Raw genomic sequence first — 22,627 nt, 5'->3', positions numbered from 1 at the left:
TACTTGTGCAAGGAGTTTTCTTGTTATTACATTTTATTTCAAGTTTTCAGGATTCAGACCTTCGAGTTCCGGCAACACAAAAATTCCATCCTTACGGATCAATACATCGTCAAAATAAATTTCACCGCCGCCATAATCGGGACGTTGGATCAACACAAGATCCCAGTGAATGGAGGAGCGGTTACCGTTATCTGTAACATCATATGCTTGTCCTGGCGTAAAGTGCAGGCTGCCTGCGATTTTTTCGTCAAAAAGAATATCATTCATCGGATGAAGAATGTAAGGGTTAAAACCAATAGCGAATTCGCCAATATGACGCGCGCCGTCATCTGAATTCAAAATTTCGTTCAAACGGGCGGAGTCATTGCTGGTGGCTTCAACAATTTTTCCGTTCTCGAATTTGAATTTGATATTTTCAAAGGTCACTCCATTATATACTGACGGTGCATTATAGCTGATCGTTCCATTTACAGAATCGCGAACTGGGGCGCTGTAAACCTCGCCATCCGGAATATTTTTTTGCCCGGAGCATTTCTCTGCACCGATTCCTTTAATCGAGAACTTAAGATCTGTTCCAGCACTCAAAATATGTACCTTATCCGTTCTGCGCATGAGATCAGCTAAAGCATCCTGAGCCTTGTCCATCTTGGCGTAATCCAAATTACACACTTCGAAATAAAAGTCCTCAAACGCTTCAGTGCTAATATTCGCAAGCTGAGCCATGCTCGCATTCGGATAACGCAGTACTACCCACTTCGTATGCTTCACACGTTGTTCGCTATGCACTGGATGAGAGTACAACGAGTTATACAATTTCATATTTTCTTCAGGAACATCGGACAGATCGTTCACATTCTCACCTGCACGAATCCCGATATAACAATCCATTTGCTTCATCCGGTTCAAGTCAATTTCAGCCCATGTCTGAAGACTCTCACGAGTTGCGTATTTAAGCATGCTGCGCAGGACTGTACGATCTGTTAATTGTACAAAAGCATGACCGCCGGCCTTGCCGATTTCCTCTACAACAGCTTTGATTAAATCTCTTTCATTGCCAATCATTTCGACGAGCACGTTCTCGCCTGGCTGGACATTTACGGAATAACCGACTAGGTTAGCTGCCAGCTTTTGAATTCTGGGATCTTTCATTGTGTATTCTTCCTTCCTCTGTCTAAAAAATAAGCAAGCTTTTCTATTGTAGCACGCCCTGTATGGAGCGCAAGACCTGTGGGATAATGTGAAAATCAACGAAAGCCTGAAAAATTCACCTGTGATACATAAGTTTCATTATCAGATTCATTCCCCGCTTCCGAATAGGTAACCTTACGATTTAAGGTGAGTTTTCTCGGCAGATTATGTTTTGTATCAACGGTTAAATGGTAGACAGTCTCAACATTAGCTTGTTTCAGCTTTTGCTGTAATTCATTATTTTTCTTCTCCCATAGCTCCACTAAAGCTTGCGTAACCGCCTGATCGTTCTTTGTTATTTTTCCAGCAGAATCTGGTGTTTCAGGTCGAAGGTCTTGCATCTCTTTTTCCAATTCAGCAGTCAGCTGCTTTCTGGCCTCAGCAGGCGTCAGCTCGATCCGTAGCACATTTGTCCCTCTGCCTGCACCCGCATCTTCAGTCACATTAGCCTCCATGGATTGCAGCTCCTCCAGCTGTTTCAACGGATTAAGCAAAGCAAGCGGATTTCCGTCCTCAGAGGAACCTTCAGTAGTCAACGCTACCCATTCCCCCTCTTTTTTCTCTAGCTGACTATGGAAAGCTTTCATAGAAGTGATGCTGCTTTTTAAATCTTTAGCGCTATTTGCTGATTTTTTTGTGGATGAGGATTTATCAGGAAGCAGTGTATACAGATTGACCTTCTTATGGTCCTGTACTGTGCCTTCGTAAAATATCATGGATTCCGGAACGGTCTTTCCACCCTTTGTAAGCATGGTTGACCCTTTAAAAGTAACCCCATCGCTGCCCGTTATACCCGCTAACACCAAACTTAGATCTTCCTTGGCTGGTTTGTCTCTAATAACACTGCAACCGCTGTTGAACACGCAGGACAAGGTAAAAATCATAAGAACTAACCCCTTCAGTAATAATGACTTTCTCACGGTCATCAGGCCTTTCTTGGAGTATTTTACTTTACAGCCCACTATAGGGTTCTCCCTTCCTGCGCGCCTTATACAGATGCAAATACGTTGCTGTAATCGGTTTCCATACATTGCTCTAACTTATGCGCGTTCGTCGCTTGCTTCTGAATGTCAATACATACCACCTTCAGACTCACGAAGTTACCGCTGCCAGTCGCCGCGCCGTTGTCTCTAACGGACACAGCTGACCCTTAACGCAGCATTTCCCGATATTCCCCATACCAACGGACTCCAGCGCAGCTATTGACCCGAAATGCGCCCGATATGCCCCTCTTACTAAACAATAGCGTCTCTGGTGTCCGAAAACATGCCCCAAAGGCAAAATACACGCCAATAGCGTCATCTGAGTCCGAAGGCCTCGCAGCATGATGAATACACCAGTCGAAGCAGCGAGCCAACTAACAAAACAATGACCAGCAACTCCTTATTACGGGAGAACCGCTGTTCAAATGCTAATGCGCGAATATGACCGTTGCAGTCGCCACGCCGTTATCTCTATCGGACACAGCTGACCCTTAACGCAGCATTTCCCGATATTTCCCATACCAACGGACTCCAGCGCAGCTATTGACCTTAAAAACGCACAAAATGAGTCTTTTTCCAAGCAATAGCGTCTCTGGAGTCCGAAAACATGCCCCAAAGGCAAAATACATGCCAATAACGTCAGCTGAGTCCGCAAGCCTCGCAGCATGATGGATACACAGTCGAAGCAACCAGCCATCTGCCAAAACTAAAAGCAGCGACTCTCCAATAACGGGAGAACCGCTGCTCTGCTATCTTTTTTTACTTATGAGGCAATCCCTTCACACCGCCGCCATTCTCTTTAGTGTCAACGATCACCTGGTTACGCCCATTGTTCTTAGCTTTATACAGTGCCATATCTGCTCGATAGAACAGGGATTCGACGCTTACACGTTCGTCCATCCAGCTCCATTCTGCTATACCGCAGGACACTGTTACATTAGGTTCGGTCTCATTCATCACTCGCTTACGAATACGTTCAGCCACATTTACTGCCTGTTCTACTCCCATTAATGGTAAATAGACCGACAGTTCTTCTCCACCCCACCTCGCAGCAATATCCCCTTGACGGATGGAGGACTTCACAATTTCACTGACCTCTTTTAAGATCTTGTCGCCCTTTTGATGACCATAGGTATCATTCACCATCTTGAACTGATCGATATCCACAACAATTAAGCAACCGCAAAAATCTTTAGACTGCCGTTCCTTTATTTCTTCGTCCAGATAATGACGAGCATAAAGTCCAGTTAGGCTATCTCTGTTCGCTAAACGTCTAACTTCGGCATGCAGCCTTGCGTTCCCTACAGCTAGTCCAATGTGTCCCGCCATCGCTTGAAGCAATCTGTAATTGTCATAAGAGAAATAATGGGCATCGCGATGCGCCAACATGATAGCACCACGCACTTCACCACCTACACTTAAAGGTGTGGCAATCAGCGACTGCGACCCGGTAGCATTCATTAAACGAGAAGTAGTATTAGGATTATCTATGTAGTTAGACATGATTAATGATTCCCCAGTAGTATAGACCTTCCCGCCTAAACCTTGTCCTACTTCTAAAATTTCATTTTGCAAGGAGGAATGATTGCAAGCAATAACCTCTAGCCCGCCCTTTTCTTCGTTCATATGTAAAATACAGCAGTAGTCTGCACCAAACATTTCCAACAGCTCTTCAAACGCAAATTGAAAAATATCCCCTAAACGCAAGCTCTGATTCAGCCGTTGTGTAAGTTCGTTACTCATACGCAGCTCACGAATGAGCTGATTGGAGCGTTCATACAGCTTGGCATTCTCAAAGGCAGTACCTGCGGTATCCGCCACCATCGAGAGAAACCGTAAATCTACATCCATAAAGATCGAGTTATCCATCACCATGTGGAATACGCCATAAACCCCTTGCTTCCCGCCTAGCGGAAGACCAATTTCTACAATATGTTGATCTTCAGTATTGGTGTTCAGAGCAACACGGCCGTCTTTAAATGCTCTAGCGCAGACATCATCACTGGACATCTGAAACGGTAAAGGTTTGACCTGCGGATGAGTGCTGCGGTGATCTTGCGACATAAACAGCTCAAGCCTGGCACCAGGGTACATTGCAGAAATGCTATCTATAACCTCCGTAAGCACAGCGTTCACATCAATATTGTCATGCATCCGCTGAACGATCTGAAATAACAAGGAGCGGCGATTGCTCTCACGTTCTGCATGTTGATGAACACTCGCAAGATCAGTTACAAAAATATGTTCAAACTTATGATAGAATATGGTCCGGTACTGCAAAGATATAGCCTCAGCAGTATCTCGTCCACCCATTAAATATTGTTGTGTCGGCATAGCACAACCCAGGAAGGCAAAAATTTCTTTGTCAACGCGAGTGATGAGCGGTATAGTAAAAAAGCTCATATCCTGACCCTGCACCGTAAGTTGAACAGATGAGGTTGTGCCAGAAAGTAAACTAGCTGCAGCCGCTTGCTCCCATTGGTGCCTCCATCGTTCTTGCTGATCGGCAATATTAGCAAAATATCTGCCTTCAAAATTCAGCACACACCAATCCCATGATTTAGCGAATGGTAGAGCCTCTAGCCCATCGATCCATTCCTCGAAGCTGTCTGCAATCAGATTGGCCAAATATGGGAAGTCATGGGACACTATTTCCGTTTCCCTAAGCCAGGCGGTGGGATCTTCGGAATCTCTACTAGCGTGCAATTTGTCCTGTATCAGCATACGACTGTCTTGAGAAGCGTATGCTTTCTGTTCTGACATAACGAAGATCCCCTTTGCTTCTCAATTAAGAAAAAAACCTTCCCAATTAACATCTAATTAACTATATTTTACTCCCTTTCTTTGTGTATTGCATTATATTTTCCTTATTTCCGGGATTTTTTTTAGGACCAAAGAACTAACGACAAAGAATGACAAAAACTCTTTTAATATGCGCTTGACTTTATATGCTACTTTCATATAATATTTATTGTTGAACAAGACTGTAACAAGTCTTACTTGGGCGTAACGTTGTGTCACCCTCACGCATTTCGTTACTGCCAGGGCAGCGGCTGAACTTCCCTGGTAGTGTGGAAGCCAATAATGCTAATCACGGATACGAAATGCGGCGCAAATAGAGCCCTAACCTGAAATTTCAAATATAAAGGAGTCTACTATAACATGGCACGTTACACCGGACCTAAATTCAAACTCAGCCGCCGTCTGGGCATTTCCCTTAGCGGTACAGGCAAAGACCTGAAACGCCCTTTCCCACCAGGACAACACGGCGCTAACCAACGCAGAAAAGTAAGTAACTACGGAATGCAGCTTTTGGAAAAACAAAAACTGCGTCACATGTACGGCTTGGGAGAGAAACAATTCCGTACTCTCTTCGCTAAAGCACAAAAACTTCCAGGTCTTGCGGGCGAAAACTTCATGTTCTTGCTTGAAAGCCGCTTGGACAACCTAGTTTACCGTCTTGGATTTGCTAACTCCCGTGCTGGAGCACGTCAGTTGGTATCCCACGGACACGTAACTGTAAACGGCAAAAAAGTCGACATCGCTTCTTACCGTGTAAGCTTGGGCGACGTTATCGGTCTTCGCGAGAAGAGCCAAGGCATGGCTTCCATTAAAGAAGCTCTTGCTAACCGTAACCACCTTCCAGCTTACCTGGAATATGCTGAAGGATCTTTCGAAGGTAAATATATTCGTTTGCCAGAACGTTCCGAGCTTTCCCAGGATATCGATGAGAAACAAATCGTCGAGTTCTACAACCGTTAATATCTCGCTTTTAGCGGGTATGACCGAAGCCTCCGGATTAATCCGGGGGCTTTTTGTTATGTCAATATCCTAAATTCCATGCCGTTGGTAAAAGGTTTCGCTTCCGCAAATCATACCCTAAATTACTTTATTTATAATTTTTGCACAAAAGTCGAATCTTAAGACCATGAGAATCAGGTAGAAGCGCATTCATAAACGCCAATTTATGCTATAATAATTCCGTTAAAAGGAGGAATTATCGTCGATGGCTCAAGAGAACAAGAAAAAAAACGCTAAGAAGCCTTCACCCCGCAGATCCGCCCTAAGCAGGTTCGGTTCTGTAGTTAAGTGGATGTTTATTCTTGGAATAATAGGCGTTCTATTTGCCGGTGGTGCTGTAGCAGGCTATGTCGCTTCCATTGTGAAGGATGAACCTGTTCGCTCCGAAGAAATGATTCAGCAGCAGGTCAGTCAAAATGCGATCACCGGATTCGCTTATTTCCGAGACGGCGCACCGATCGGCCAGCTTCGGACAGAAGAAGACCGAAGGCTCATTGAATTCAACGATATCCCCCAGCTTATTATCGATGCAGTTCTCGCTATAGAGGACAATAATTTTAATGAGCATAATGGCGTGGATTTCAAAGGCACCTTGCGTGCCGTCAAACAAAAGCTTCTCAATGAATCCGTTCAGACCGGAGGCAGTACACTCACCCAGCAGCTCGCAAGACGTGTATTCCTGAATCTGGATCGGACAGAAGATCGCAAAGTAAAAGAAATTCTACTTTCTCTTAGATTGGAACGCTTCTTGACCAAACAAGAAATATTAACGGCTTATCTGAATAAGGTTCCTTTCGGCAATGGTTCGAATGGCTACAATGTATTCGGAATTAAAGCAGCAGCCAAAGGGATATTCGGTCTAGACGATCTGGACAAATTGAACGTGGCTCAAGCAGCTTATTTGGCTGGTCTTCCGCAGCTCCCTTCCACTTATTCTGCATTTAATGGCATAGGTGAATTCAACGAAAAAGCTTTCAACAGAGCTATGGACCGTCAACATCTTGTACTTCGTCGTATGCTTGAGGAGAATAAGATCACTACCTCTCAATATGATGAAGCCCTTCAATTTGATATCAAGAGTTCTCTGGCGCCGCACACCAAAAAAGCCTATGCTACCTATCCATATCTGATGATGGAGACTGAGCGTAAAGCATCCGAGATCCTTCTATCATTGAATGAAGAGAAAAATGGCACAACGGATGCCAATAGCACTACTGACAATGCCGTGTTACTTGAGGAAGCAAGACAGCAGCTCATGACCGGCGGTTATCGAGTCTACACAACCATTGATAAAAAAGTTTACAATGCAATGCATAGTGTCTCAGAAGACAGCAATAATTTTACTAAAGACAGCAAAACCAAAGGTATGGAACAAACGGCTGGCATGTTAATCGACAACAAAAGCGGAGCCATTCTCGGCATGATTGAGGGTCGCGACTTCAATATTGAGCAGATGAATTATGCTACCCAAATGATCCGTCAGCCCGGATCGACTATGAAGCCAATTTCAGCTTATTTACCAGCCTTAGATGCAGGGCTGATTCAGCCTGCCGGGATTGTGGATGACGCGCCAATTATTCTAAAAGACGGCGGAAAAGGATTCCACATTCCTAAGAATGCCAACAATCGCTATCAAGGTCTGGTCACTGCCCGTTACGCACTTAACAAATCGCTCAACTTGCCTGCGCTTAAGCTGTTTAATGAAAAGGTCGGAATAGAGAAATCTTGGGCCTTTACTAAAAAGCTGGGGATCACCACCCTCACAGATGATGATTACAGCGCGCAGACTGGGGTTATAGGCGGTCTGAAATACGGAGTATCCGTAGAAGAGTTAACCAATGCCTATTCCGCTATCGGTAACCAAGGAGCTTTTAATGATGCCTACATGATTGAGAAAATCGTCAATTCAGAGGGCAAAATTATCTATCAGCACAAGGTTAATCCTGAGCAAGTATTCTCTAAGCAAACAGCTTACCTAATGACAGATATGCTGCGAACTGTAATTACAGAGGGTACAGCCAGCACAGTAAAAAGAGAATATAAACACTCTAAAGAAATTCCGATTGTCGGTAAGACTGGATCTACCCAGAATTATGGAGACGTATGGTTTATGGGCTACACTCCTGATGTCACACTGGGAATGTGGGTCGGCTATAAAGAGCAAATCAACACTCTTACGGGAGATACACAAAAACGTCAAGCCCAAACATTATGGGCAAAAGTGTTGAATGCTGTCATTGATAAGCAGCCGGAACTATTCGTCACAGACAAATTTGCACAACCTGAGGGAATTATCAAAAAGACAGTTTCCGCATATAGCGGCAAATTGCCGACATCCCTGACTGATAAATTCACAACGGATATATTTAATACAAAATATGTGCCAAAAGAGAGCGACGACGGGATTTCCAAAGCCAAGTATATTACTTACAAAGGCGTCAATTATATCCCGTTGGAAGGCACTCCAGAGGAGTTCCTAAAGGAAAAAATCGTCGTTAAACGTGAGAAGCCGATACAGGAATTAGTCAAAGAACTCCTGGCTGCCTTCCCTAAGATGAAGGATCATAAATCACTGGAGTATTATATGCCAGCCGATGCCAAGACGGATTTTCCAACAGAAGTTGATCCACGTGTGGACGATGGGGCTTCCCCTGCTGCTCCCGGAAATGTTAACGTCTCTTATAGCACTGGTAAAGCGGTCATCAGCTTCTCCGCTAGCAGCTCGGCAGATGTTGTGGGATACCGCTTATATCGTTCATTAAACGGAGGTTCTTTCCAGAAGCAATCTATACTCATGGCAGATGAGAACAAGGTATTCACACCGGGTACACCTGCAAGTGCTAATGCAACCTTTTATGTAACCGCCGTGGATGTTGCAGGTAATGAGACGGCTTCTGGCAGCGTTGCTGGAGGGATTACACCAACACCAGAAGCAACTCCTACACCTGATCAACAACCTGGTACAGAGGCGCCTACAGAGCCTGAGACGACACCAGGAGACATTATTGAGGATCCAGGTAACATTCTCCCGCTACTACCGACGGAAACACCAGTCGGCGGAGGTAACAGTACTGGGGGCAGTAATAATACCACAGCAGGTAATAATGCAGGGACACGTTAACCCAAAGATCATTAAATAAATTTACACAGCAAAACACCGTTCCCATGAATTCATCCGGGAACGGTGTTTTTTTACAATTCATTCTAATCCTCAATCGTGGATAGATCTCCTGTCGGTAGATGCAGCTCCCATGCCTTCAGTACACGCCGCATAATTTTACCTGATCGTGTCTTCGGAAGTTTATCCTTAAACTCGATTTCTCGCGGGGCAGCATGTGCAGACAGACCCGCTTTGACAAAAGCGGCGATCTCCTCTTTCAAGGCAGCAGTTGGAGTATAACCTTCTCTAAGCGAGATAAAAGCCTTAATAATCTCCCCCCGCACAAGATCCGGTTTGCCGATTACACCCGCTTCTGCCACTGCCGGATGCTCCACTAATTTGCTTTCCACTTCAAATGGACCAATACGCTCACCAGAAGAGTTGATGACATCATCAATTCGTCCCTGAAACCAGAAGTATCCTTCGTCATCCATATAAGCTGAATCGCCAGAAATGTACCAGCCAGGAATCCGGAAATATTCCTCATACTTCGTCTGATTGTTCCAGATCGTTTTCATCATGGATGGCCACGGAGTTTTTATCGCAAGATTCCCCATAGAAAAAGGCGGGAGAACATTTCCCCGGTCATCCAGAATCGCTGCTTCAATCCCCGGTAACGGACGGCCCATCGAGCCTGGTTTGATATCCATTGACGGATAATTACAAATCAATTGTGCCCCTGTTTCAGTCATCCACCAAGTATCATGAATACGCTGATTGTAAAATTTATCTCCCCAACGTACCACTTCCGGATTTAACGGTTCACCAACCGATAGAACATGGCGCAAACTGCTTAAATCAATCCCCTGTAAAGAGTGCTCCCCTGCACCCATCAACATACGAAAAGCTGTAGGTGCGCTGTACCATACAGATACCTTATTCCGTTCGATTGTCTTATACCAATCCTGAGGACTAAAGCGGCCGCCTCTGACTACATTGGTCACCCCGTTTAACCAAGGGGCAAATATGCCGTATGAAGTTCCGGTCACCCAGCCAGGATCTGCCGTACACCAGTATATATCGTCTTGACGTAGATCTAGCACTACTCTACCTGTATAATAATGTTGAATCATTGCTCTATGCACATGATAAACGCCTTTGGGCTTACCTGTAGAACCAGAAGTATAATGCATAATAAGGCCATCGTCCAAATCAAGCCATTCTAAATTAAGATCAGCAGAAACGTTAGCCATCTCTTCTGCGAATCCTAAGTTTCCTTGCTCAATATCAGTTGCTCCACCTACTAGAAAAATATGACGCAGCTCAGGAAGCTCTTCTCGCTTGACCCGATGCAGCAATTCTGGCGTAGTTACCAGCGCAACAGCCCCACTATCCTCCAAACGATCCTTAACTGCTGTTTCCATAAAGGCTTCAAATAAGGGTCCTGCTATGGCTCCGATTTTGAGAATACCTAGCAGACTGAAATACAGTTCCGGTTGGCGAGGCATAAAAATAAATACCCTATCTCCTTTACCGATGCCATATTTACGCAATACATTTCCGAACCGGTTCGACCGCTCCTGCAGATCGGCAAATGTATAGGATTCTTCCCGTACAGTGTCACTGTAGAGTAGGGCCGTTGCCGCTCCCCGCCCTTCATCCACATGGCGATCAACGGCTTCATAGGCCATATTAACCTTGCCGGTTTCATACCATGAGAAATTACGTTCAACATCCTCCCACTCAAAATTGGCTACTGCCTCCGCATAATCAGACATATTGGAGCTCTGCACACGACCCGGCAAAATTTCGCTATGGACTTGACCCATCACTCTTGCCTCCCTCACTCGTTTGATTTAAGCTTTAAGGGTAAGACTCATGTTTTAAATAATGATGTCAATGCAATGAATGTGAATTTTTTATGTCTGAATTAGTATACCATAGCAAGCGTTTACATACCATTTTTTTGATCTGAAAGGAGCACTGTCATGGAGCATCGCAAAATCCCTATTTCCCATACTCTCTCCTATATGGGTAGAACGATAACTGTGAGCGGACCCCGATCTCCCGAGGACCTTGAAGTCCTGCATATGCATCAGGACCTTGATGCTTTCCGCAGGCCATTAGAGCAGCAAGAGGCGCTCGTAGAGATCGCCAGCTTGCCAGAGGGCCGTGTAATTACCGCAGTAGAGAATGACGTTATAGTAGGCTATGTGACCTTCCATTATCCAGATGAAATGGAGTTATGGTCACAGGGTGGGATGGAGGATCTTATTGAGCTTGGAGCGATAGAGGTGAGTAATGATTATAGAGGGGCCGGACTAGGCCGGCTGCTGATTTCTACTGCTTTTGAGCGGGAGCAATTGGAGAATTGTATTGTTTTTACAACAGAGTATTACTGGCACTGGGATTTAAAAGGCAGTGGGCTGGACGTATGGGCCTATCGCCAAATGATGGAACGGCTGATGAAGACGGTTAATATGGTTTGGTATGCTACGGATGATCCAGAAATTTGTTCACATCCCGCTAACTGCCTAATGGTTCGCATTGGACAAGAGGTGCCCATGTCCTCTCAGGAGACCTTTGACAGAGTACGTTTTAGACAACGCTTCATGTATTGAGCATTAAATATGCTGCAGCATAAATTCTAATATGGAATGCGAGCGTTGTGAAGATTGTACTGTAAATTCCCTGAAATTCACCTCAGCTGATCCATCAGACTTATCTGACATGGAGCGAATGATGACAAAGGGCGTGGCGTTCATATGACAGACTTGGGCAACCGCCGCCCCTTCCATTTCCACACAAGCCCCCTCCATTTGCTCTCTTAATTCAGCTACAATCTCCGCATTAGAAATGAATTGATCACCAGATAACACCTTGCCTATCAAGTACTTTTGACCTAGCTCATTGCATGCCTTCTCAGCAAGCTGTACTAGCTCAGGGTCTGCCTGGAAGACGGAAGTCTCCTGATAAGGAATTTCGCCTCTTGCGAACCCAAGCCTCGTAGCATCCATGTCATGTTGTATACATGTAGATGATATAACAATATCTCCAATATTCAATTCAGGATGTACTGCTCCAGCAACCCCCGTAAACAGCACACGGGATACGCCAAAATTATCAATTAGAATCTGAGTCGTAACTGCTGCATTTACTTTACCCACGCCAGATTTACAGAGCACTACGGATTTTCCTAATATGTTTCCTATGTAATATTGTATACCTGCTTTAACTTTTGTCCGCTTGTCCTCCATACCCTCTAGAAGCAGCTTGATTTCTTCATCCATCGCTCCGATTAATCCGATGATTTCACTCACAGTAAATACCTCCTTTGATGATTTATTTAGCAAATAAAAACATAAAAAGCTCCATAAGGAGCTTTTTACGGAATAACTGTTCAGTTCTTAAATTACTTATTCAGATGATTAACCGACAAGCGGAGAATCGTTTCATGAGGCAGGATAACCCGCGGATTCTCAACGGTTTCTTTCTTCATAAGCTTGGTCAAAAGTCTCATCGCAACTGCACCCAAATCGTACATAGGCTGAGCTACAGTTGTTAGCAAAGGACGAACCATCGAAGCCATACGAATATTATCCACACTAATGATGGAGAAATCATCCGGTACCTTCAGACCTTCATCTTGAATACTGTGAATGGCACCAATAGCCATTTCATCCGTTGCCGCAAAAATAGCGGTTGGTTTCTTCTTGAGTCCAAGGAAATACTTCATTGCTTCTACACCAGATTCATAGCGGTAGTTACCGATGCGTACCAAATCCTCTTGGTACTCGATTCCTGCCTGTTCCAATGCTTTCTTGTAACCATGGAAACGTGCATATCCATTTGCAGGATCCTGCAGTGTGCCACTGATCATAGCGATCTCACGATGACCGTGACGAATCAATGTGTTCACAGCATCAAAAGCAGCGGTTTCATGATCGATGTCAACGGAAGGATAAGTTCCTTTCTCATCCCGTGTAGCACATAGAACAATCGGAACTGCAGAAGTCTGGAAAGCTTGAATATGTTCGTCAGTTACTGTACCACCCATGAAGAGCAGACCATCGACCTGTTTCTCCAAAAGGGTATTAATGACACGAATTTCTTTCTCTTTACGCTTATCCGCGTTACACAATATGATATTGTAATGATACATGTTCGCGATATCTTCAATCCCGCGTGCAATTTCTGCAAAAATCGAGTTTGAAATATCAGGGATGACAACCCCAACGGTTGTCGTTTTCTTACTGGCAAGACCTCTTGCCACGGCATTGGGACGATATCCCAAACGTTCAATCGCTTCAAAAACTTTCTTCCGGGTCTGCGGTTTCACGTTAGGGTTATTATTCACAACCCGTGATACCGTAGCCATAGATACGCCTGCTTCTCGAGCTACATCGTAAATGGTTACCGTCAAATTACTCTCTCCATTGCGATAAATTTTATCGTTCGACTAATTAAAAATATGATACGACACTTTGTACATTTGTGCAATGATAACGCTTCATTTTCCTTTCAAAATTTCTTTCAAGGCTGAAAACGTCACCCTGGATTAAAATTGTGACCAGTGCTGGTTAACCTGTCCAAGAGCATCAATAATGTAACTTCTATCTATCGTAACAAAAAGTGAGTGAAAAATCCAACATTCCGTGAAAAATTTTCATTATTTTCACACAATTTTTTTATAATCTTCATTTTCAGTCATTTGGAAGGTTAATTGAGACAATCTTCGACTAGTTTCTTCCATCCAATGCTGGTCTGACAGCTTCTCAGCTAAACGATAGATATCGAGAAGCATATCGACTCGGGTCTGAATCCTCTCTCGGATTATCGTCTCTAGTTCTGATATTCCCCCTATTATAGTTTCTGACAAGGATTCTTTTAATACACTGGCCAATTCATTTCTCTCCGTAAACAAAAAATCTTTTCCCGGATCATCTCCACTGAGTTCTTTTACTAATTTGCCTAGATCTGCTTTAATAAACTGCAAAGGTTCATAACTAGCGCATTCTGGGCAGGTATAGACAGGAACATGAGTAATCTTCATCTTCGTATTAAAAATCAAAGAATGCATATGTAAGTTCATGAGGCCACCACAACTGCACAACTTCTCCATCAAATTATCTTTATACATCTTCTACACCTCTTGCACAAAATTAATAACGCACAAAGTTTGACTTTTTCAACTTCTATATTCGACTCCACTCGATTAAAACCCTCCTTTATTGCATATAATGATTAAATTGGCAATTTGTCTATAATTTACATCCCTAAAGATGACTTCTTATTTTAAATTTGATAGAATAATGAAAGAATCATGGGAATCGAAAGGAGCTTAACTAAATGAGACTAGCCGGTAAAAAGGTCATAGCACTCGTAGACGATGAATTTGAAGATTTGGAGCTCTGGTATCCCGTGTATCGGGTGAGAGAAGAAGGTGCCGAGGTTCACTTGGCAGGTCTGGAAAAAGATAAGACGTACATCGGTAAATATGGCGTACCTGCTAAAGCAGAATACTCCTGGGACGAGCTTAATGCCGCAGATTATGATGGGATTTTGGTTCCAGGCGGCTGGGCTCCTGATAAAATCCGTAGATACAGTGCCGTTCTAAAGCTCGTACAGGATTTTAATGCGGCTAAAAAACCAATTGGGCAGATCTGCCATGCAGGCTGGGTATTAATTTCCGCTAAAATTCTGAAAGGTGTAACCGTCACCTCCACGCCAGGTATCCGTGATGACATGGAGAATGCCGGAGCCATCTGGAAGGATGAAGCTGTAGTTACGGATGGACATATCATTTCTGCTCGCCGCCCGCCAGATCTTCCGCCATACGGCAAAGCCTTTTGCGATGCACTAGCTGGGGAATAAACAGTAGGAATATAGTTAAAATCAAACAAGCCCTGTTTCTCACAATTTGAGGAACAGGGCTTTTGATTTGAGGCGTTTAAAATCCAGATGGTTATCTAATCCGCATGGAATCCGTCTCCATGATCATATTTGGATAATTTGTAAACCTAAAAGTCAAAGGTTGAGGCAGCTTTTCTTTGCCTACGTTAAGATAATAAGTTATTGTAGTTCCCTTAGCGTCCTCACGGTATTCTCTATATCTAGAATAACCCTCAGAATCATGTACAAGCCAATGTCCGCTTCCAGCACTATCCACAAAATTATCGTCTATCCCAAAACCGGTTGCTTCATGCAACTCCTCAACTTTTTTGGGAATCAATAAATCCAATAATATAATCCCCTTCTCCTCATCCGCGGTCCGTTTAGAAATCGTGAGATAGTTATCCGGTGCCTTTAAAATCTGCTGTGTTTCCGTATTAATCACAAGTTCGACCTCCGATTGATCTAGAGCAGAGATTCCCTCAACTTCAAGTTTGATTGGATCATCGGGTCTCATATTGTCATTGTGGTAAATATTCGAACCACTTGCCCACATTAGTTCCTCTTGATGATCCCCTTTTCCGAGGACAAGCTTAGGTGAAAGCAAACTGAAAATCCTCATTGTATTCTCTCTGCCAAAGGTTTGTCGCATATAAATACCCGTAGGCCCAATATAAACCTGGTCCATTATAATTTTCTGTCCGCCGATAGACAGACTATCCTTCAGATCAACGAGTTCTCCTTCAAAATAATTGTTATCAGCTTCCAGTGGAATTTTGACACCCATTTCTTTTATATCCTTGTTATTAAAAACTTGACCAAGAGCATCTGGAAAAAGCGATAATGTGATATTCAACTCCTCTGGTATCTCATCCTGATATTTATCCCAGACGATTTGCTCATACATACGAGTCGTCCCAGGGGACCCAACCTCTTGTGCATTAGAAGTGCTAAACCCGCTGTATCCACTAAGGTGGTATTTATCCTCTGGAGTCTTTTTCAAAGACAAGCCAAAAAGACGCATCTTCTGATCCGTATTGTTCTGGATTGTATAAAGTACTGCAATGCCTCTCCGGTCTGCAATGATTCCATTAACAGTCCAAGTTATCCCATCCACCTCAGGAGAAGAGATATTTACCTCCTTCATCATCCCCGCATCAAGTGCTGATTTAATCGTCAGATTATTAGCAATAACGGGTCTAAACACTTCAAGCTGACCCCAGCTTTTTGGAGGTAATTGCGCACGTACGGGATTTATCATCTGATTTGCCCAAGGCACAATTATAAGTAAGGCGAATGCCAAGACTACCAATACAACAACAGCGTACTTTTTTCTAAAAGACAAACGTGAACGGTTCCCTTGCTGCATCCCCTTGCGGATCGCGGTGTCCAGTTTTACATCCAGAATTTCTTCTGCCTCCGCATCGATTTTCTGAAAATAATCTTTAAGCAGCTTCTCTTCAGACTCAGCCATAAAATAGCTCCCCCTTCCGCTTCATTTTGTCACGCAGTTGTTTTAATCCTTTATTCAGCCATGTCTTCACTGTGCCCTCGGGTTTATCCAGCACCTCTGCAATCTCGGCAAGGGTCATATCCTTGTAATATTTGAGCACCAGCACTTGGCGATATTTGGGTTTCACTCCATCCAGCGCTTGTTCCATGTCCAGTCTGCGGTCACTTTTCATCTCCATGATCCCCTCATCACTTCGAGCAGCTTCTGCGACTGTATTCCTCTTTCGGCGCTTCAGCTCATCATTACAGCAATTAATCAAAATACGTGTTAACCAAGGAGCGAAACGTTCCGCATCTTTTAAGCTTTTTCGTTTAATCCATGCACGGCAGGTGGCCTCCTGCAAAACCTCCAGCGAATCCACTTCATTTCGCAAATAGCTGTAAGCAATGCTATAAAGTTTTCTTTTCTGTCCAGCCACTTGCTCATAAAACAGCTCTTCGTCCGTAGCGGCCATTTCCATTTCGTCATTTATAATGTGATCCATTTTCGGCCTGCCTCCCCCCTTGCCTTTATATCTAAATCGGTTCTGTGTAACTCTCTATGTATTGACTGCGCCGCAGGGCAAACGGTTTTGTTTTTTTAAAATATGGCATAAATAAAGAAAAAGGCTCGGCAAAAATGCCGAACCTTGTTATGAATTGAATAAAAGTTACAGTAACTTTAGGATGAGGCTTTCTCCTGTAGTTCCCCGCTTGATCCAAGTGTAAGACCACTTTTTTGGGCAAACGCAGTTAACATTTCTTCCGTCTCTGAGCTTGTACGATGGTGGAAACACGCTTTGGCGATTCTTTTGGCATCCTTGGCCAGTGTGTTCAGTGTGCGGTGTTTAACCTTCAGCAGCGCCTGCGGCGACATGCTGAGATCTCTAATTCCCAGTTCCAGCCAAAGAGGCAAAGAACGCTCATCCGCCGCCATTTCACCACATACACTGATATCAATCTTGGCATTACGTGCCGCTTCTACCGTCATACGGATCATACGCAGAACCGCTGGATGGTACGGATGATACATATGAGCAATTTGTTCATTCATACGGTCTACCGCTAACACATATTGAACCAAATCATTAGTGCCGATACTGAAAAAGTCAACTTCCTCAGCCAGTAAATCAGCAATCATAACCGCCGCTGGAACTTCAATCATAATACCCACAGGAAGATTCCGGTTAAAAGGGATATCTCGTTGCTCCAGCTCTGCTTTCACTTCTTCTAAAACAAATTTTGCCGCCTGCACTTCCTCTACGGAAGAAATCATTGGAAACATTAACTTTACATTCCCGTATGCACTTGCCCGCAGAATGGCACTTAGCTGGGTTTTGAACATATCTAATCGATCCAAGCTGATGCGAATCGCCCGATAACCAAGGAAAGGATTCTGTTCTTCAGGCAGCTGAATATAATCCAACTGCTTGTCCCCGCCAATATCCAGCGTACGAATCACTACAGTGTTATTGCCCACCTTCTCGACGACCTGTTTATACACTTCAAATTGTTCATCCTCAGTTGGAAAAGATCTGCGGTCCATATAAAGAAACTCTGTGCGGAACAGACCCACACCTTCAGCTCCATACTTAAGCGCTATGTTGAGTTCTTTAACTGAACTGATATTACCGGCAAGTCGCAGGTTCACACCATCCTTGGTAACAGCCTCCACGGTGGCGAGCAGTTCCAGTTGCTCTTTCTTTTTATGCTGTTTATCCCGAATCGCTACGTATACATTTATCGTAAGTTCATCTGGATGGATTTGTACAGATCCGGTATCACCGTCGATCACAAGCATGTCCCCGGTCTGAATAGGATTAGACAGATTATTCTCCAAGCCTGCTACAAGAGGAATGCCTAGCGCACGAGCCATAATGGAGGAATGTGAGGTTTTACCGCCCATCATGGTGACAATACCTAGAACATAAGTTGGATTCAAGTGAGCTAGCTGGGAAGGAGACAACTCCTTCGCAACAAGAATATATGGCTGTGTATCCGATGGTAACGTAACCTCTGGAGCGCCTAAAAGATGTTTTAAAAGACGGTTTCCGACATCCTTGATATCCACCGCCCGCTCCTTCATGTACTCATCGTCTAGCAGATCAAACATCGCTACAAAATGATCAATCGCTTCTTTCACAGCTACTTCTGCCGCCTTGTACTGGCGCTCAATGATCCCGCGGATTTCACTCATGAACACAGGATCATCTAAGATCGCCAGATGAGCATCAAAAATACTCGATTCCTCCGGACCTACCACTTCTCTGAACTCTTTTTTGATGAATTCAATCTCGTCCTTAGAGGTACGGATACCTTCGTATAAACGCTCAAACTCCTTAGCTAGATCCACTGGGTTCACTTGTGTATCCGGTAAGCTCCATTCCCAGTTCGGCAAGACAAAGGCCTTCCCGATAGCTACACCTGCTGCTGCGCCTATGCCTTGTATCATCCTTCAATCCCTCCAACGTTACTTTCGTGTAAGACTACGGACATTACTGATGATTGCCCCTTTTTAACATTTTTAAATGGAGCATAGCTCCATGATTTGACTCGATCAGGATTCGTGATCACCATCGGTGTAGCCAATGAGGCCGCATGTTCACGCAAATAAGCGAGGTCGAATTTAACTAGCAATTGACCTGGCTCCACGCTGTCGCCTTCTTTTACAACCGCCTCAAAGGGTCCCTTGAGCTGTGAAGTGTCGATCCCTATATGCATGAGTACCTCCAACCCTTCCGGCGTCGAAATACCCACGGCATGCATTGTAGGATAGACGTGCATGACTTTCCCGAATACGGGTGAAGTAAGTTCCCCTTTTTCCGGCAAAAATGCAACACCATCGCCCACTAGCTTAGCCGCAAAAATGTGATCAGGCACTTCCTCAATGGGCATCATTCTACCCTGCATTGGCGAACTGAACAGCACCTGCGGTAAATCACGAAGCATAAGCTTATTAATCTCCTCGCGGATCAGTTCTGAATACGTGCCAAATACTACCTGGACATTTCCGCCGCCCAGCTTGATAATCCCAGCAGAACCTAAACCTTTAAGCGCTCCAGTATCTATATATCGGTCATTATGAACGGTAAGCCGCAGACGGGTGATACAGGACTGCACTTGTACAATATTCTCCTTGCCTCCAAGCGCCTCTAAGATCAGCGGTGCCTGATAAGGGATATTGCCGGCCCAATCCCCAAGCTCTGAACCTTCTTCACGCCCCGGTGTCGGGATCTGAAAACGGCGAATCGCCCAGCGAAATAAATTATAGTATACAATCCCGTAGCCGATACCAATCGGAATCAGCAGCCAAGCCCTCTGTGACAAATGCATGTTCAAGAAGAAATCGATGGCTCCAGCCGAATAGGAGAACCCGTGATGGATTCCCAGCATGTAGGTCAGCACCATAGCGAGACCGGACATTACAGTATGTACCGCGAATAAATACGGAGAAGCAAATAAAAATGCAAATTCGATCTGCTCCGAAACCCCGGTCAGAAAACAAACCAACGCCGCCCGCACAAAAGTCTTTTTAATCTTGGGCTTCAAATCCTCGCGCGCTTCCTGAATAATTGCAAAAGCAATGGCAGGCAGCGCAAACATCATAATCGGAAACAACCCCGCCATAAAAATCCCAGCCGTTGGATCGCCTGCAAAAAAACGCGGCAAATCACCCTGAACCACAGCACTGCCATCAGGAGTCGTAAAATTCCCAAATTGAAACCAAAACACATTATTAAGAATATGATGTAGTCCAAAAGCGGTCAGAACCCTATATAGGACCCCATAGATAAAAACGCCAAACCCGCCCGTCTGCAATATTCCCTGAAAAAGATTATCCAGCCCTATCTGCAGCAGCGGAGATATTCCTAACATTACCCATGCGAACCCGGCAGAAAACAAGCCCATGAACAGCAAAACAAAACGCGACCCTCCAAAAAACTGGATCGCCTCTGGAAGCTTAATATTTTTAAACCGGTTTTGCGCGACACCGGCAACGATCCCCAGCAAAATTCCGATTAGTGTTGCAGGTTGTACAAGCCCGTCTCCCATTTGGGTGACAATTCGGTCGTAAGTGAACATCCCAGCCAGCGCTGCAAGCCCCGCTGTTCCGGCTTGATTGGATAACCCCCATGCTACACCTACAGCGAACAAATAAGGCATATAATAAAATATTGCCTGCCCCGCGTAAGTAGCCACTTCAGACACCGAAGAAAGTCCCCATGCAGACCAAGGTAAGCTGCCCAAACTCAGCAAAATGGCTGCCGCCGGCAGTACCATGGTAGGAAGCATTATGGCTCTGCCCAATTGCTGCAATGATCCGAGCCAATTCAAGGCTACCCTCTCCTTTCTTTCTATATTGAATGGTAAGCGCTGCGGGGATTTTTGTCAAAAGAAACTCATGAGATCTTCACGTTACATTTTTAAAACAAATATTCTCACATTCCACTAAACATTTATTCATTAGTATCCATATAACGGCTGGTATTTAGGTGAGGCTATCTATACTACAGAGTCAGAATCGGGTTTAAGTGTACTTTGTGCAACTATTTATATCGGCGTTACTCTGAGCACCTTTTTAACTGCACTTCATACAACTATTTTTAGTGATTTCCCACCTAATCTAATCTTTGATGTATTTTAAGTGTACAAAGTGCAACTATTCATATCGACATTACTCTGAGCACCTTTTTAACTGCACTTCATACAACTATTTTTAGTGATTTCCCACTTCATCTAATCTTTGATGCGTTTTAAGTGTACAAAATGCAACTATTTCGCATTTAGATGGCTATTTTAGCGTTTTAGTTGTATAAAGTGCAATTATTCCCTTGCGCAGCTATCCCATAGATGTCACTAGCATACCTAATTTGATTTGATTGGATTGGATTTAATTTGATTTGATTTGATTTGATCTGGTCTGATCTGAACTGGTCTCAGAGCATTCGCTTCATAACATCGAACTTTTCTCCCCCATTAACTATCTCCAACACCCTAAACTCACAGTTAGGAATTCCACCTGAGTTTAAGTGTACTTTGTGCAACTATTCCTATCGGCGTTACTCTGAGCACCTTTTTAACTGCACTTCATACAACTATTTTTAGTGATTTCCCACTTCATCTAATCTTTGATGCGTTTTAAGTGTACAAAATGCAACTATTTCGCATTTAGATAACTATTTCGGCGATTTAGTTGTATAAAGTGCAATTATTCCCTTGCGCAGCCTCTAAAGATCCTCTTACCACATTTGATCTGGTCTGAGAGCCTTCACCTCATAATACCGAATTCTTTCTCCCTGATTAACCGGCTCTAGCAACCCCTTCTCACTTAATGATTGCAGCAATCGACGCGCCGTACGGAAATTAATGCAGAAATTCGTGGCCACATCCTTTGGACGAACCGGTTTACCGAGACGCCAAGCGAAACGCAGAACCTCTTTCTCCTCAGATAAAATAGCTACGCTAGCAGATTTACGCGCCAAGTAAGGCGCCAGCACCAGTTGCAACAGCATCCGGCAGACCTCGGGACGTTGCTGGATATCATCAAAAGAAAAATGAATCATCCTCCAGCCCATCCCAGTCAAAAAAGTGTCCCGATTTACTGAATAGTTGAATTTCTCGCGGTCCATATCTTTCACATGGCTTTGATATCCATCACACTCGATCCCAAAGCTGCTGCCCGTCTGTGGAAGATAAGCAAAGTCCAGAAATTGTGATTTGCGATTCCAGTCATATACTTCGTATTCTGGATGCAAATCGTCTAGGGACTCAAACATAGGCCACCATACATTCTGCAAAAATAGCTTTTCCGCAAAATTATGTCCTCTAACCAGCCTCCCTCTTCTTTCACCTGTTCTTGATTTCATATGCTGGTCGATAAACAAACCATGCGCTTCTTCAAACTCCATAACCTATAGCCTCCCCTACAAAATAAAAAAACGCCCTTCACCGCAAAAAGCGGTTAAAGGACGTTCTTCGTCTAATCTCATTATAACTAGCTCAACAGGCGATTTGCATTAGAAATCGCACCATGCGTTACACAATACCACTTATTTTGGCTAAACTTAATCATCTAAGTTTGCATTAGCCACAGCATCATAAATTTAAACCTAGTTAGTTTATTTCACCTTTGCTCGTTCTCGCCAGTTAGTTCGTTCTTCGCCAGTTTGCT

17 protein-coding genes are annotated in these 22,627 nt (G+C 44.1%); 4 read left to right on the top strand and 13 right to left on the bottom strand.

Features of this window, described 5'->3' with window-relative positions:
- Positions 1 to 33 precede the first annotated feature (33 nt).
- The 4 genes from NST94_RS11755 to NST94_RS11740 form a co-directional block, all read right to left on the bottom strand.
- Positions 34 to 1,149: an aminopeptidase gene (locus NST94_RS11755; RefSeq protein WP_036686152.1), complete on the bottom strand. Its 1,116-nt coding sequence runs from the start codon at positions 1,147 to 1,149 to the stop codon at positions 34 to 36.
- Positions 1,150 to 1,244: 95 nt separating this feature from the next.
- Positions 1,245 to 2,072, bottom strand: coding sequence for a hypothetical protein (locus tag NST94_RS11750; RefSeq protein ID WP_143762422.1), 828 nt, complete (start codon positions 2,070 to 2,072; stop codon positions 1,245 to 1,247).
- Between the two features lie 104 nt (positions 2,073 to 2,176).
- Positions 2,177 to 2,329, bottom strand: coding sequence for a hypothetical protein (locus tag NST94_RS11745; RefSeq protein WP_339282002.1), 153 nt, complete (start codon positions 2,327 to 2,329; stop codon positions 2,177 to 2,179).
- A gap of 601 nt (positions 2,330 to 2,930) precedes the next feature.
- Positions 2,931 to 4,934: a sensor domain-containing diguanylate cyclase gene (locus NST94_RS11740; RefSeq protein ID WP_339282001.1), complete on the bottom strand. Its 2,004-nt coding sequence runs from the start codon at positions 4,932 to 4,934 to the stop codon at positions 2,931 to 2,933.
- Positions 4,935 to 5,333: 399 nt separating this feature from the next.
- Here NST94_RS11740 and rpsD point away from each other — a divergent pair, with 399 nt between their 5' ends.
- Entirely contained in the window at positions 5,334 to 5,933 is a 600-nt protein-coding gene (gene rpsD / locus NST94_RS11735) for a 30S ribosomal protein S4 (protein ID WP_036686147.1), read from the top strand.
- A gap of 244 nt (positions 5,934 to 6,177) precedes the next feature.
- Complete coding sequence (locus NST94_RS11730; RefSeq protein WP_339173536.1) at positions 6,178 to 9,093, top strand: transglycosylase domain-containing protein; 2,916 nt, start codon at positions 6,178 to 6,180, stop codon at positions 9,091 to 9,093.
- Between the two features lie 83 nt (positions 9,094 to 9,176).
- On the opposite strand, the gene acsA is transcribed toward NST94_RS11730, so the two are convergent.
- A complete protein-coding gene (acsA, locus tag NST94_RS11725; protein ID WP_076129125.1) occupies positions 9,177 to 10,901 on the bottom strand; it encodes an acetate--CoA ligase in 1,725 nt (574 codons plus the stop codon).
- 159 nt (positions 10,902 to 11,060) lie between these two features.
- On the opposite strand from acsA, the gene NST94_RS11720 reads away from it, so the two are divergent.
- A complete protein-coding gene (locus NST94_RS11720; RefSeq protein WP_248548071.1) occupies positions 11,061 to 11,693 on the top strand; it encodes a GNAT family N-acetyltransferase in 633 nt (210 codons plus the stop codon).
- 3 nt (positions 11,694 to 11,696) lie between these two features.
- Here NST94_RS11720 and NST94_RS11715 read toward each other — a convergent pair whose 3' ends face one another.
- The 3 genes from NST94_RS11715 to NST94_RS11705 all read right to left on the bottom strand — a co-directional run bounded on the left by NST94_RS11715 (position 11,697) and on the right by NST94_RS11705 (position 14,212).
- The gene (locus NST94_RS11715; protein WP_339282000.1) at positions 11,697 to 12,392 is read right to left on the bottom strand and encodes a 5'-methylthioadenosine/adenosylhomocysteine nucleosidase; all 696 of its coding nucleotides are present in this window, start codon (positions 12,390 to 12,392) and stop codon (positions 11,697 to 11,699) included.
- A 92-nt stretch (positions 12,393 to 12,484) separates the two neighbouring features.
- Positions 12,485 to 13,495, bottom strand: coding sequence for a catabolite control protein A (gene ccpA, locus NST94_RS11710; protein ID WP_036686140.1), 1,011 nt, complete (start codon positions 13,493 to 13,495; stop codon positions 12,485 to 12,487).
- Positions 13,496 to 13,747: 252 nt separating this feature from the next.
- Positions 13,748 to 14,212, bottom strand: a complete 465-nt coding sequence (locus tag NST94_RS11705; protein WP_076129122.1) for a hypothetical protein — start codon at positions 14,210 to 14,212, stop codon at positions 13,748 to 13,750.
- Between the two features lie 209 nt (positions 14,213 to 14,421).
- Between NST94_RS11705 and NST94_RS11700 the strand changes: the two genes are divergently transcribed.
- Positions 14,422 to 14,946, top strand: coding sequence for a type 1 glutamine amidotransferase domain-containing protein (locus NST94_RS11700; RefSeq protein ID WP_248548068.1), 525 nt, complete (start codon positions 14,422 to 14,424; stop codon positions 14,944 to 14,946).
- Positions 14,947 to 15,037: 91 nt separating this feature from the next.
- Here NST94_RS11700 and NST94_RS11695 read toward each other — a convergent pair whose 3' ends face one another.
- The 5 genes from NST94_RS11695 to NST94_RS11675 all read right to left on the bottom strand — a co-directional run bounded on the left by NST94_RS11695 (position 15,038) and on the right by NST94_RS11675 (position 22,364).
- Complete coding sequence (locus tag NST94_RS11695; RefSeq protein ID WP_339281999.1) at positions 15,038 to 16,438, bottom strand: DUF4179 domain-containing protein; 1,401 nt, start codon at positions 16,436 to 16,438, stop codon at positions 15,038 to 15,040.
- The gene (locus tag NST94_RS11690) at positions 16,431 to 16,961 is read right to left on the bottom strand and encodes a sigma-70 family RNA polymerase sigma factor (RefSeq protein ID WP_339281998.1); all 531 of its coding nucleotides are present in this window, start codon (positions 16,959 to 16,961) and stop codon (positions 16,431 to 16,433) included. The genes NST94_RS11695 and NST94_RS11690 overlap by 8 nt, the downstream gene beginning before the upstream one ends.
- A 176-nt stretch (positions 16,962 to 17,137) precedes the next feature.
- A complete protein-coding gene (gene ptsP / locus NST94_RS11685) occupies positions 17,138 to 18,907 on the bottom strand; it encodes a phosphoenolpyruvate--protein phosphotransferase (protein ID WP_339281997.1) in 1,770 nt (589 codons plus the stop codon).
- Positions 18,904 to 20,790, bottom strand: coding sequence for a glucose PTS transporter subunit IIA (locus tag NST94_RS11680; protein WP_036686132.1), 1,887 nt, complete (start codon positions 20,788 to 20,790; stop codon positions 18,904 to 18,906). Before NST94_RS11680 ends, ptsP begins: the two co-directional genes overlap by 4 nt.
- Positions 20,791 to 21,695: 905 nt before the next feature.
- Positions 21,696 to 22,364: a hypothetical protein gene (locus tag NST94_RS11675; RefSeq protein WP_339281996.1), complete on the bottom strand. Its 669-nt coding sequence runs from the start codon at positions 22,362 to 22,364 to the stop codon at positions 21,696 to 21,698.
- Between the last annotated feature and the right edge of the window lie 263 nt (positions 22,365 to 22,627).

The sequence above is a fragment of the Paenibacillus sp. FSL H8-0282 genome, assembly GCF_037963825.1.
Lineage (GTDB): Bacteria > Bacillota > Bacilli > Paenibacillales > Paenibacillaceae > Paenibacillus_AQ > Paenibacillus_AQ odorifer.
This window is presented reverse-complemented; position numbering and strand designations above follow the sequence as displayed.

Coding starts and splice junctions, on each gene's coding strand:
- NST94_RS11755 (WP_036686152.1), bottom strand. CDS start 1,149: ATGAAAGATCCCAGAATTCAAAAGCTGGCAGCTAACCTAGTCGGTTAT.
- NST94_RS11750 (WP_143762422.1), bottom strand. CDS start 2,072: ATGATTTTTACCTTGTCCTGCGTGTTCAACAGCGGTTGCAGTGTTATT.
- NST94_RS11740 (WP_339282001.1), bottom strand. CDS start 4,934: ATGTCAGAACAGAAAGCATACGCTTCTCAAGACAGTCGTATGCTGATA.
- rpsD (WP_036686147.1), top strand. CDS start 5,334: ATGGCACGTTACACCGGACCTAAATTCAAACTCAGCCGCCGTCTGGGC.
- NST94_RS11730 (WP_339173536.1), top strand. CDS start 6,178: ATGGCTCAAGAGAACAAGAAAAAAAACGCTAAGAAGCCTTCACCCCGC.
- acsA (WP_076129125.1), bottom strand. CDS start 10,901: ATGGGTCAAGTCCATAGCGAAATTTTGCCGGGTCGTGTGCAGAGCTCC.
- NST94_RS11720 (WP_248548071.1), top strand. CDS start 11,061: ATGGAGCATCGCAAAATCCCTATTTCCCATACTCTCTCCTATATGGGT.
- NST94_RS11705 (WP_076129122.1), bottom strand. CDS start 14,212: ATGTATAAAGATAATTTGATGGAGAAGTTGTGCAGTTGTGGTGGCCTC.
- NST94_RS11700 (WP_248548068.1), top strand. CDS start 14,422: ATGAGACTAGCCGGTAAAAAGGTCATAGCACTCGTAGACGATGAATTT.
- NST94_RS11695 (WP_339281999.1), bottom strand. CDS start 16,438: ATGGCTGAGTCTGAAGAGAAGCTGCTTAAAGATTATTTTCAGAAAATC.
- NST94_RS11690 (WP_339281998.1), bottom strand. CDS start 16,961: ATGGATCACATTATAAATGACGAAATGGAAATGGCCGCTACGGACGAA.
- ptsP (WP_339281997.1), bottom strand. CDS start 18,907: ATGATACAAGGCATAGGCGCAGCAGCAGGTGTAGCTATCGGGAAGGCC.
- NST94_RS11675 (WP_339281996.1), bottom strand. CDS start 22,364: ATGGAGTTTGAAGAAGCGCATGGTTTGTTTATCGACCAGCATATGAAA.